Origin of the sequence: Sulfuricurvum sp. (assembly GCF_036279695.1) — a bacterium.
In the GTDB taxonomy this organism is placed as follows: Bacteria; Campylobacterota; Campylobacteria; order Campylobacterales; family Sulfurimonadaceae; genus Sulfuricurvum.
Map to the genome: position 1 here is coordinate 36,460 of NZ_DASUIQ010000085.1, position 12,936 is coordinate 49,395.

The following is a 12,936-nucleotide window of genomic DNA, read 5'->3' on the forward strand; positions in this document are numbered from 1 at the left end:
CTATATCATCACGGTAGATTGCCGTGATGATCCTCTACCCCAACTCTTCAGTCTCATACATTTAAAGTTTAAAGCAAAAATCAAGTACAATAAAATAAAAAAAGAGGCATTATGAACTCTGAAAAAGTTATCTCCGGTTTTTTTATTATCCTTGCACTTACCCTGAATTTCGGTTTTGTATACGGTGATTTTGATGTCATCGCGTATCACAGTGTCTATGAGTTGGTTGCCGCTATTACCGTCAACATTATCGCTACGATTATGAAATTGGGAGATAAAACCCAAACAGGTTCCGTTCTTCTTGCTACCAGCTTTGTGGCGGATCTTCAACTCATTGCGGCCGCATCGTTTTGGGGAATCGTCAATATGACCGGAGTTATGAATGTAGAACTTTTTACCATCGTAGTCTCTTTAGCCGCCGGTGCTCTGGTCGCCAACATCATTTCCGTCACCCTCTTTGTCGGTGAAACCCTTTTACTTAAACGCTGACATCCTGATCGATGAGTAACGAATCGACCATTTGGCTTTTTTTACGAAAAATGAGGACCCCCCTCATTATTCTCAATCTAGCGCATGCTTTCCCGGTAATTCTTCTCACTCTCGTTCCGGGAACCGGAGATAACGGTCAGCCTCATTATCTCAGCTTTTTTGATGCGATGTATATTGTCGGATATACCGCTACAACGATCGGATTCGGAGAAATTCCTTACGCATTTAGCTATCCGCAACGTATTGTCGTACTGCTTACCATTTATGCTACCGTACCGGCTTGGATCTATGCATTGGGTTCGATCATCGCATTGTTGCAGGAAAAAACCTTTACCACGGCGATTAAAATGAATAACTTTCGGAGGAGAGTTCATCATTTAGGGCAAGATTTCATCATTATCTGCGGCTACACCGATGCGGGGAAACTACTGATCGATAAGCTCAACAAAGATAACCTTTATCGGATCATCGTCATCGATAAAAGCATCGAAAAAATCGAAGCGTTACAAAGTGAAATGTACCTCCCCTCTATTCCGGCTATCGTCGCGGATGCTTCCATGACCGAAGTCCTTAAATCATCAGGGATTGAATCCCCTCACTGCAAATTCCTCGTTACCCTTTTCGATGATGATCAACTCAACTTGAAAATCTCCGTTCGAGCACGTATTCTGAACCAAAACCTTCGTATTATTGCCCGTTCCGGCATAAAGCATGGGGGAGAAAATCTGGCGAATATAGGTGTCAACCATGTCATTGATGCTTTTTCTATCATTGCCAAGCGGATCGATTTCGCACTCCGTTCTCCGTATCTCTTTAATCTTCTTAGCTGGGTTCAGGGGGGAAATCTCCATGTCAGCAAAAGCGATATTCTCCCTGAGGGGAAATACATCGTATGTGCAAAAGGTCGTTTCGGTAAAACACTTCAAAATACCCTCGATAACAACCAGATTGAATACACCTATTTGGATATTAACAAAGATACCCATGAAAAAGTTTCTTCGGATCAAGATTTCTTTATTCAAGCGGGGATAATGGATGCGGCCTGTATTATCGCGGGAACCAATGACGATGCGATCAATCTTTCGATCATCGCTACGGCGCGCACTCTTAATCCCGATATTTTTGCTATTGTACGGGAAAATGAGCTCGAAGAGAGAAGTCTTTTTAGTAATCTCAGAGTTGACAAGATCTTCGTTCTCGATCAAATCGCCGCTCTGGATGGCTACAACTACATCGATAGACCGATGACATTCAAATTTATCGATGAGATTTCTATACAAAGCCATGAGATGTTTGTCGATACGTTGTTGATGATTACAAATAAGGTCAATAAACGCCCTGCTCTGATTGAGATGCGTATAGACGAGCACCACATGTATGCACTTAGCCGATATTTGTCTGAAGGATCGGTAAGTATCGCACAGTTGCTTCGTAATCCCTACCGTAACGGCGTCGATCTGGCAATCGTTATTTTAGGGTTGGAACGCTCCAACGGCGAGTTTATTTTGCTTCCTGATGAAACTACACTGTTTCAGCCGAATGATCATATATTATTTGCTACGACCCGTCCGAGTTTGGATCAATTCCAAACGATTGTAAATCACTATTACGAACTCTATTACGTTGTTCACGGTGTTGAAGCGCGTCGATCTAAGTTTCTCCATTTTTCATAAATGCTATTTTTTATGAAGCATTAAAATCAATGATTGGACGATGCTCATGTCCAAATGCTCACTCATCGACTCTTTCATCAGTTTGATCGCCTCGAATGAACTCATCGGATTTTTATAGGATCGTTTGGTCGTTAATGCATCAAACACGTCACATACGGCAATAATGCGTGCAAATTGCGATATTCCCATCCTGTTGATCCGATCGGGATACCCTCTTCCGTTGAGTTTTTCGTGGTGGTGACGAATACCGGATAATATTCTTTTATCCTTGATCCCTAATTTGAGGGCAATTTCATGACCTATGTGTGGATGCGCTTTCATCGTCTCAAATTCTTCTTCGGTGAGTTTCCCGTTTTTGTTGATAATATCGTAATCGATTTTACTCTTTCCGATGTCATGGAGCATTGCCGCCATTCCCAAAACCTCTAGATCTTTCTCTGCAATCCCCATTTGATTTCCGAGACTGAGGGCATAAATACTGACATTGAGTGAATGGGTATGGGTGTAGTAGTCGTGGGCTGTGATTTTCATGAGGGATTCGATCGCACTGCTGTCACGCAAGATCACTTCTACCATCGTATTTACCAGCGGCTGGGTGTTTTGAACGATCTCCAACGATTCCGGATTATGAAACATATCGTTGATAACGGAAGTCGCCCGCTCATAAATGATGAGCGCTTTGCTCTCGATCGGAATATCTTCGGCACGTGCAATGGATTGGATATGCTTTTGGACGTATGCTTCATAGCGGAGGCTGTCTTCGTCATTGATATAGAGACGTTCTACTTCACGTAAGCGGATTTTACTATTACCATCGACAACACTGTCGCTTTGTAGTAAAAGGGTCATGGATGTTTTGGTTTCATCCGGAAGATAGATGGTGAAGTCGATCTTTTCACCCTCAGTGATAACCCGTTTATCAATTGATTTATAACGTATTACTTTAGTCATAAAAAATTGTACATTTTTATGTTCTAATAATTAAATGTTATATTCTAACAATTAAATTAAATACTTACCCGATCTTCCATAGCTTTGGTTAGAGAGAGAATATCGACGTTCTCCAAACTTACTCCTGTCGGAACTCCCTGCGCGATGCGGCTGAATCTGACATCGCAATCGATCAGCTTATCTTCGATATAAAGCATCACCCCTTGGTTGGCGATAGAGGGGGTGAGGGCAAAAATCACCTCTTTTATACCGCTTTGAATGACCCCGCGAAGATGGGAAATATCGAGTTCTTCGATCGACTCTAGGACGAAATAGCGACCGTCAAAAAGAGCGTTCTCTTCGAACGTCAAAATATCTTTGGCGTTCTCGACGATACAGAGGATCTCGTGGTTTCGTCTCTCATCACTGCAAATCGAACAGAGTTCATCTTCGCTCAGTCCGCCGCAGGATCGGCATTTTTTCAAGGAGGTGATCGCATTTTCGATAGCATGGGCGAGTTTGAGTGCGCCGAAACTATCATGCATCACCATGTGGTAGGCTAAACGGGTCGCGGACTTTTGTCCTATAGCGGGGAGCTGCTGCAGAGCATCGACTAGGCGGTTAAATTTTTCAAGTGATCGTTTCATAATCGATATTGTAGCAAAGGTCGTACCACAAATAGTTTAGTCTTAACGGCTCAATTAAGCTAACACTCTTTTTGACATGGTATAATTGCAAAAAAATATGTTTTTGGAGTTACTGCGTGGAAAATTTGAGTTATTATGAGATTTTAGAGGTCAGTAAAAGTGCCAGCGGGGACGAGATCAAAAAAGCCTACCGCAAAATGGCGAAACTCTATCATCCAGATCGTAATCCGAATGATGAAAGTGCAGAACATAAGTTCAAACTCTGCAACGAAGCCTATCAGGTTCTCAGCGACGATCAGCAACGCTCAATCTATGATCGTTACGGCAAAGAGGGACTGCAAGGGGGCGGCGGACGACGCTCAAGCGGCGGTTTTGATGATTTAGGCTCTATTTTCGAAGAGATGTTTAACGGTTTCGCGGGGGGCGGACGCCGTCAATCGCGCGCGTCAGCGGACAAATTCCCGCTCGATATGGGTGTGGAGATGCGTGTCAGCTTCAAAGAAGCGGTTTTCGGATGCGAAAAAGAGGTCACGTTTACGACGAAAAACTCATGCAAAAGCTGTAAAGGAACCGGAGCCAAAGACGGCAAAGTAACCAGTTGTAGCCAATGCGGCGGCAAAGGACAAGTGTATGTTCGTCAAGGGTTTATGACATTTTCTCAAACCTGCCCTGCATGTCACGGCGAGGGGACAATGGCGAGCGAGAAATGCGGTGATTGTAAAGGAAAAAGCTTCACAGAGACCAAAGAGAGCGTCACGATCAAAATACCTGCCGGAATCGATACGGGGAACCGCTTGCGTGTTTCAGGACGCGGTAACACCGGTAAAAGCGGCGTGAGAGGCGATATGTATGTGACGTTTGAAGTGGAAGAGGACAGCCACTTTATCCGTAACGGAAATGACATCTACCTCGAAGTTCCGGTTTTCTTTACTCAAGCGGTACTCGGAGAAAACATCACTATCCCTTCATTGAACGGTGAATTGACGTTAGAACTCGAAACGGGAACCAAAGACGGCCAGCAGTATCGTTTTAGAAATGAGGGGGTCGCTGATGTTCACGGACGTGGCAAAGGGGATTTGATCGCTCAAATCCACCTCACCTACCCTCACCGTCTCAACTCAACGCAAGAGGAGTTGCTCCAAAAGCTCCAAGAGAGTTTCGGTATCGAATCCAAGCCGCATGAGTCGATGTTTGAATCGACATTTGAAAAAGTAAAGGGATGGTTTAAATAAATTCGTCATTCCGTACGTGATACGGAATCTAAGATGAATGGATCCCGAATCTAGTTCGGGATGAGAAGAAATTCTACTTCGTACTTCTTTTCGGATACGCCATCGCAATAATGATTGCGATTACGGCATACGTCCACGGTACGAAATCAGGTACCGGAATCGGATCCCCTTTTGCATACGAGTGCATACCGCCTAGATAATAGTTTACCCCGAAATAGGTCATCAATACTGACGTAAATGCGAGGAGCGATACAACGCTGAAGATATAATCGCTGTATGCTCCTTTGATCATGCGCAAGTGGATAACCACCGCATAGACCAAAATGGTAACGAGTGCCCACGTCTCTTTCGGGTCCCATCCCCAGTAGCGTCCCCAACTCTCATTTGCCCATACTCCACCGAGGAAGTTTCCGACTGTGAGAAGAACCAAACCGATCAAAAGACTCATCTCGTTGATCGCATTCATCTCTTTGATCGCCAGATTGAGGCGTGTTTCATTTGAAGGCTTTTTGAGGATAAAGAGGATGAGGGTAATCATCCCAAGCAATGCTCCCAGTCCAATGAACCCGTAACTTGCCGTAATCATCGCAACGTGGATTGCCAACCAATACGATTGGAGAACCGGAACAAGGTTCGTCACCTGCGGGTCCATCCAGTTGAGATGGGCAACAAAGAGGATAAGTCCCGTCATAATCGCCGTTGCCGCCATCGTCATGACCGAGCGGCGTGAGAAGATAAATCCTGCCAAGACGCTCGCCCAACCGATATAAATCATCGATTCATAGCCGTTTGACCACGGTGCGTGCCCAGAGATGTACCAGCGCATGATAAGCCCTGCCGTGTGTGCGGCAAAGAAAAGAACCAGAAGGCCGAATGAGACTTTGCTCAACCACTCCTCACGGAAGGTCGGTTTGATGATTTTGATAAACGATAAAATAAGTAGTGTGAATCCCACCACGAAGTAAAGTGGCCAGAGCTGCTCGAAAATATTCGATTTGTTGTAGAAAATTTCGACTTTGCTTTTCATCTCATTCGGATAAACACTCGCACCTACAAAACGTTGGTATTTATCGATTCGCGCCAACGCTTCATCGGCTTTGGACCAATCACCGCTTTTCATCGCTTCATCGACTGACCCGAAATAGCTCACGGCGAGAAGGCGGACTATTTCACCCTCTTTTGGGTCCAATGTCTGCAACGCTTCGATGGTTGCATCCCATTTGTGGTTTTTATCGTTAGGCTTCGGCCACATGCGTACTAATGAACCGGTATAGACCATATAGGCGACATTAACCCGTTCATCTACCTGCAAGAGCGCTTTATCGAATTTACCGCGTTTCCCAGGAGCTTTTCGATTCGCTTCATCAATCAGTTTTTCTAGTTTGTAACCGCTGATCTCATCCGGTGCTTGAAAAAATTGTGAAAATGCAGCTGTTTTTGCATCTTCCGGTAGACCGATCAATTTATTAATCTCTTTGTCACCGGTACGAATAATAGCAATTTCACGCCACGCATCGGGACGGAGCATCATCCCTAAAATTACTTGATTCGAATTTAGCCCTAAAAAATGGTCATTGCGGTTGAGCTTCGCCAAGATCTCATGGCTGAGCGTATCGAGCGGTTTCATACGACCGCTTGCATCTTGGACGATGAGATGACCGAATTTATCGGCATGGGCTTTATCGAAAGCTTTTGCCGTTTGAATAACAGGGTTAGCTTCATCCGAAGCGATAGCGTTGGTTGAATTGAACATTGCTAAGAAAACGACAGCTAGAGCCGCAACGGTACTTTTGGCTTTAATCGATTTGAGTTTATCACCCAAAGCGGCAAAACGGCCGTTTTTCACGATCAACACTCCAAACATCCCGATAGCGAGCAGTAGGTATCCGATATAAGTAATCAATGTTCCCGGATCATGGTTGACGGAGAGAATCGTACCGAGCTCATCTTGGTCAAACGATGATTGGAAAAATCGGTACCCTTCATAATCTAAAATATGGTTCATGTAGATCCTAAAATCAAATTTTTCTTGATTGGCAGGATCGAGGACGGTCACTTCACTCGCATACGATGCCGGTGACATAGAACCAGGATAGCGCTCTAGTTCAAAATCGCGCAGAGCGATGGCAAAAGGGAGTTTGCGCTCGATTGAGCCATACGAAGCCTCGATAACGGTATTACCCAAGGTTACTTTTTTCGCTTCACCGACACTGCCTCCTGAACCCAAGACGACTTCAGTCGCTTTGTTATCACCGCTGAGGAAACTAAGTGTTAGGGCATCTTGTGCATTTTGCTGCATCATAGGCCCTTTTTTCTCTTTGGTCGAAGCAGAGACCAGTTTCATTGAAGCTTTTGGGAAAAATTCTCGTAATACGAATCCGCTTTGCGGACTTTGGAACAAAGTACGTTTGGTCAGTTCGTGTTTGCCGGCATTCAAAGATGCACTCTCTTGAGTATCCATGCTGAGAGTTGCCAAAGCGGTCGGTGTAGTCATATACGCTTTATCCCCCTCAACACTCAGAGAAACAACCGGTTTATCAAACGTTTTGTTGGAATCGAAATCGATAACCAAATCATTGGCTTCAACAAACTCACCGTGTTTTAGAGCGACTTGCTGCGCTCCAGCTGCACCCGTAACCATCAGATTAAAGAGCGGATTGCCTTTTGGGTCAGCAGCTGCTTCATAGCTCGCATCCCCCATATAGCTATCGAGTTTTACTTTGATCGTCTCTCCATTAACGACCAACTCGCGTTCATAATGGTTCGATGTACGTTTGGAGAGGTACAGTACCTCTTTAAAGGGATAGCTTTTTCCGTCTTTGAGCACATTGAACGAGACATAGGGCTCGGAACTGACCAAAATATCGCTACTTTCCCCTTCGCGGATGTGCATAGTACCCTCATAACCGATATAGCGGGTAACCGCCGCACCGATGAGGATAATCAAAAAAGCGGCATGGAAGGTAAAAACAAGCCATTTACCTTTGCGAGCCATATTGAAGTTGATGATATTGAGCGTCAGATTGATCGCCAATAATGCGAGGAGGATTTCAAACCAACGTGCATTATAAATATCTGCTTTCGCAGACATCGCGCCGTAATCGTTTTCGAGAAACGTAGCATAGCCGATGGAGACGGCAAAAACGAGCATTAAAGCTGCCATGGTTTTCATGGAGCCGAGCAGTGAGAGAACTTTGTTCATGGTTAACCTATTTGAAAAATATTCGCTATTGTAGTGGGTGTTCGGTAAATGTTTGTTAATTAAAAATTAATACTCATACACCTTCAAGCAACATTGCTTCCGCTATCCGTTTAAAAGCGGCGATATTGGCACCGTCAACAAAATTTCGCTCCACACCGTACTCTTTGGCAGTCAATGCAACACGCTTATAAATTTGACGCATCAATTCATCAAGCTTGCGATCCACTTTATCAAAATCCCATTTTTCCATTGAGGCGTTTTGGCTCATCTCAAACTCACTCACCGCAACCCCTCCCGCATTGGACGCTTTCCCCGGAGAAAAGAGAACCCCTTCACGCTGTAGGAGTTCTATAGCGTCTGGGAGTGTAGGCATATTCGCCCCCTCTACGACGGCTACGCATCCGTTTTCGATTAGCTTTTGGGCATCAAGAAGAGTCAGTTCGTTTTGGGTTGCGCACGGAAACGCCGCAAAACACGGTATTTGCCATAGAGCATGAGCATTGGAGGGATAATCTGACTTTTGGGTATAGATAGCGTGTTGATGGGTATTCTTGTATTCTGAGAGAGATAGCCGTTTCCCCTTCTCTTTAAGATGACGTAAAAGTGTCAAATCGATACCGTTAGGATCAAATATCGTTCCGTCGCTGTCACTGCATGTTACGACAATCGCGCCGAGCTCTTGCAGTTTTTCGATCGTATGAATCGCAACGTTTCCCGCACCACTCACCGTGCAGATTTTCCCTTCTAATGACTCTTGGAGTTCCTCTTTTAGCATTTCTCGGGCGAAATAGACCACGCCGTACCCCGTTGCCTGAGGACGCATCAACGATCCCCCGAATGCATAAGGTTTTCCGCTGAGAACGCCGTCATATTGATGAGTAATCCGTTTGTACTCCCCGAATAGATAGCCGATCTCTCTGGAACCTACCCCGATGTCTCCTGCAGGAACATCAACGCGAGCACCGATATAAGGGTAAAGTTCACGCATAAAGGCACGGCAAAATCGCATAATCTCAAAATCGCTTTTCCCTTTGGGATCGAAATCACTTCCCCCTTTGGCTCCGCCGATAGGCAGTCCCGTCAGAGAGTTTTTAAAAATCTGCTCGAATGCCAAAAATTTGAGTACCCCCGTCGTGACGCTGGGATGAAAACGAAGCCCCCCTTTGTAGGGTCCTAGAGAGTTATTAAACTGGATACGGTAGCCGTTGTTGATATGGACGTTGTTGTTGTCATCGAGCCATTGGACTTTGAACTGGATGATCCTATCAGGAGTGATGAGACGCTCCAAAATGGCGAACTGTTCATAGCGTGAGTCGCTTTTGACGATCGGTTCGAGGGAGGTAAGGACTTCGCTTACCGCCTGTAAAAAAGTATCGTCGCTGACACAGTTGGATTTTTCGAGATTGGCTAAAATTTTTTCGACCATGATGATCTCCTAACTAAAGTATAGTTTTAATGATTGGGTCTATTTAAAAACTCAGCGATTTTATCGAAGTGGCGCTCCACCCCTTTGAACCCGTGATCACCGCCCTCTTCTATTGTCATTTGGGCTTTCGGCAATTTTGCTACCGCTTCGGCATAGTCCAGCACTTCATCTCCGGTTTGAACCATTAACAGAGCATTTTCACCTTGATATGATTCAACATCGTATTGTTTGAGCATATCCAAATGGGTGATTGTCCATTCATAGGTGCTTTGATCATAGAAATTGGGAGAAGTACCGAGCGCTCTTTGGAGCGTTTTATAGGAGTAAACGGCAGGATTGATCAAGACACACGGAATATTGTATTTGTGAGAAAGGTACATCGCGTAATATCCTCCCAACGAAGAACCGACCAAAGAGACGTTTTCAAATCGTTGAAACGCTTCAATCAGCTCTGAGACCGTTTGGATCGCCAAATCGGGGATCGTCGACAAGGATGGGGCGATGAACGGGATAGCATGTGCCTTGCAGTAGTCACGAAGTGCTATCGCTTTTGAACCGTTTCCATGACTTCCAAATCCGTGAATGTAGATAATCATTTTTACCCCTTTACTTCAACTCACCCCAGTGATTCCCTATATGCATCGAGGTTTTGAGCGGAACGCGCAAATCCAAAATACTTTCCATCACTTCGACAAAGCGTGCGGCATAAACCTCTGCGACATCCTCATCCACCTCGAAAATCAATTCATCGTGGATTTGTAATAGCATTCGGGCGCGTAACCCTTCTGTACGGATCATCGTATCGATCTTGTTCATCGAGAGTTTGATGAGATCGGAGGCGGAGCCTTGGAATACGGTGTTGACTGATTCGCGCTCGTAGGCCGCTTTGAGCATCGGGGTGGCGCTCGCAAAATCGAAATATCGTCGGCGATGTAAGAGTGTCTCGACATATCCCATCTCTTTTGCTTGCTCGACGATGCCGCTAAAATATCCCTTGACACTCGGAAAGGTCTCGAAATAACGCTCGATAATCTCTTTTGCCTCTTTCGTCGTAATCCCTAACGTATCAGAGAGCTTTTTTTGCCCCATTCCGTAGAGTAGACCGAAGTTGACCGTTTTGGCGATGTTACGCTTGCTTGCGGCTTCCGTTTCGCCGAACAACGCTATCGCCGTTTGCATGTGGATGTCGTGTCCCTCATTAAAGGCGTTGACCAATACCGTGTCTTGACTGAAATGAGCGAGAAGACGAAGTTCGATTTGCGAATAGTCGATCCCGATCAACTTTTTCCCGCGTGGTGCCACGAACGCTTCTCGGATACGCATCCCGAGCGCCGTTTTGACGGGGATATTTTGGAGATTCGGATTTTTCGAACTGAGTCGACCCGTTGCGGTTCCCGTCTGGACAAACGAGGTATAAATACGAGACTCAGGATCATTTTGCGCCAAAGCAATGAGCGGTTCGATATAGGTGGAGTAGAGCTTGTGATATTCGCGGTACTGTAATAACATCGGTATCACGGGATGCTCGTCTTTAAGAGAGTCCAACACCTGTTCGTCGGTACTGTAACCCGTTTTAGTCTTCTTGCCATGTGCCAGACCCAGTGTTTCAAACAATATTACCCCAAGCTGTTTCGGAGAATTGAGATTAAATACGGTTCCGCACGCGCTATGAATTTGTTCGGTGAGGGTTGCGATCTCGGATGAAACCTCTTTTTTAAAGGTTTCCAGCACCGCTGTATCGACGGCAATCCCCTCTTTCTCCATCCCCAATAGCGTCACAGTAAAAGGAAACTCGATGTTAAATGCCTCATCAAGAGCTTCCTGCCCACCTTTGAGAAGGAGTTGCTCACGCAGTACCTCATAGAGACGGTACGTGATATAGGCATCTTCACCCGCATATTTACACGCGTCTTCGATCGCAACCGAAGCGAAGTTTTCCCCTTTTTTGACCGTGTCTTTGAAATGGATCATCTCGTGGTTCAAAAGGCTCTGAGCTAGGTTGTCCATCGAGAGAGAGCGTGCCGAATCGGTGAGCCATGCCAGCACCATCGTATCGGCATAGATAGTGAGCCGCTCTACGCCCAAAAAGCGGGTGACGAAATGGAGGTCAAATTTGATATTATGTCCGATAACACGACGCTCAAAAATCGCTCGGATCGCTTGTGCAGCCGTTTCGAGACTTACTTGATCCCCTACTCCAAGATAGCTGTGCATCATCGGAACATAGTAGCCGCTTTTTCCATCGGTACTGAAGCTGAAACCGACGAGATGATCTTTGGTAGGGTCGAGTCCCGTCGTCTCGGTATCAAATGCGACCATCGCATCGTGTGGGATGGATTGAATGACTCTCATCAACGCTTCATCGGTATCAAGAAGTACACTGCACCCGTCGATATTTTCACATTTTGGAACGTCTATCTTTTCAACTTTTGCAGGTGCAGTAGAAGGCTGTGATTCTTCAAACAGCGCTTTGGCTTTGATGGTACGCAGTACCGCATTCATCTCATAATGAACCAGATCATCATAGATCGGCAAGAACGGATTATCGAAGTGCATCGCGAATTCGCTAAAATCGAGGCTATCAAATACGTCATCTTTGAGACGTACCAACTCACGGGAACGGAACGCGTCGTCTCGATAGGTTTCAAGCAGACCCTTGATACGAGGGGGAGTCACCTCTTCGAGTCTCTCATACATTGCATCGAGTGTGACAAATTGAGTTAGAAGCTTTTGCGCCGTTACTTTTCCGATCCCTTTGACCCCTGGGACGTTATCGGCGGTGTCGCCGATGAGGGACTGATAATCGATGAACTGTCGGGGATGAACGCCGTATTTCTCTTCGCAGTGGCGTTCGTTCATCACTTTTTTGCTGATGGCATCGACCAAAACAACCCGATCGTCATCGATGAGCTGATAGAGGTCTTTATCGTGTGACACGACGCGAACCAAGAAACCGTGCTGACGCGCTTGGCGTACCACTGAAGCGATCATATCATCCGCTTCAAAACCACTTTGAGAGAGCGATTTATACCCCATTTTATCGATCCACTCGATCGCGATGGGGAGCTGCATAATCAGTTCTTCGGGTGCGGGGGAACGGTTTGCTTTATAGTTGGGATCGATCTCGGCGCGAAAGCTAGGTCCTTTGGCATCGAGGGCAAAAATCAGATAATCACTGCTGTGATCTTTGTGCAATGAAGCGATAAAGTTGATAAATCCGGTCAACAATCCGGTGGGAAACCCTTGACGGTTTTTAAGAGGAGGAAGCGCGTAAAATGAGCGGAAAAAAAATCCGAAAGTATCGATAATGGTTACGGTAGGTTGAGCCATAAACCGC

At 45.6% G+C, this 12,936-nt stretch carries 9 protein-coding genes; 3 read left to right on the plus strand and 6 right to left on the minus strand.

What is annotated here, in order from left to right; genetic code table 11:
* The first annotated feature begins 111 nt into the window (after positions 1-111).
* Positions 112-489 carry a DUF6394 family protein gene (locus tag VFW36_RS08535; RefSeq protein WP_329658387.1) on the plus strand — a complete coding sequence of 126 codons (378 nt, stop codon included), beginning with the start codon at positions 112-114 and terminating at the stop codon, positions 487-489.
* An 11-nt stretch (positions 490-500) separates the two neighbouring features.
* Positions 501-2,162 (plus strand): potassium channel family protein, encoded by a 1,662-nt coding sequence (locus VFW36_RS08540; protein ID WP_329658388.1) that lies wholly within the window; start codon positions 501-503, stop codon positions 2,160-2,162.
* A gap of 3 nt (positions 2,163-2,165) precedes the next feature.
* On the opposite strand, the gene VFW36_RS08545 is transcribed toward VFW36_RS08540, so the two are convergent.
* Positions 2,166-3,113 (minus strand): HD-GYP domain-containing protein, encoded by a 948-nt coding sequence (locus tag VFW36_RS08545; protein ID WP_329658389.1) that lies wholly within the window; start codon positions 3,111-3,113, stop codon positions 2,166-2,168.
* A 56-nt stretch (positions 3,114-3,169) separates the two neighbouring features.
* Entirely contained in the window at positions 3,170-3,739 is a 570-nt protein-coding gene (gene recR / locus VFW36_RS08550; RefSeq protein WP_329658390.1) for a recombination mediator RecR, read from the minus strand.
* 116 nt (positions 3,740-3,855) lie between these two features.
* Between recR and dnaJ the strand changes: the two genes are divergently transcribed.
* Positions 3,856-4,971 carry a molecular chaperone DnaJ gene (dnaJ, locus tag VFW36_RS08555; protein WP_329658391.1) on the plus strand — a complete coding sequence of 372 codons (1,116 nt, stop codon included), beginning with the start codon at positions 3,856-3,858 and terminating at the stop codon, positions 4,969-4,971.
* A 73-nt stretch (positions 4,972-5,044) separates the two neighbouring features.
* Here dnaJ and ccsA read toward each other — a convergent pair whose 3' ends face one another.
* From ccsA to polA, 4 genes are all read right to left on the minus strand, one after another.
* A complete protein-coding gene (gene ccsA / locus VFW36_RS08560) occupies positions 5,045-8,173 on the minus strand; it encodes a cytochrome c biogenesis protein (RefSeq protein WP_329658392.1) in 3,129 nt (1,042 codons plus the stop codon).
* Positions 8,174-8,246: 73 nt separating this feature from the next.
* Complete coding sequence (gene gdhA / locus VFW36_RS08565; protein WP_329658393.1) at positions 8,247-9,599, minus strand: NADP-specific glutamate dehydrogenase; 1,353 nt, start codon at positions 9,597-9,599, stop codon at positions 8,247-8,249.
* Positions 9,600-9,625: 26 nt separating this feature from the next.
* Positions 9,626-10,195 (minus strand): YqiA/YcfP family alpha/beta fold hydrolase, encoded by a 570-nt coding sequence (locus VFW36_RS08570; protein WP_329658394.1) that lies wholly within the window; start codon positions 10,193-10,195, stop codon positions 9,626-9,628.
* 10 nt (positions 10,196-10,205) lie between these two features.
* Positions 10,206-12,929 (minus strand): DNA polymerase I, encoded by a 2,724-nt coding sequence (gene polA, locus VFW36_RS08575; RefSeq protein ID WP_329658395.1) that lies wholly within the window; start codon positions 12,927-12,929, stop codon positions 10,206-10,208.
* Positions 12,930-12,936: the final 7 nt, after the last annotated feature.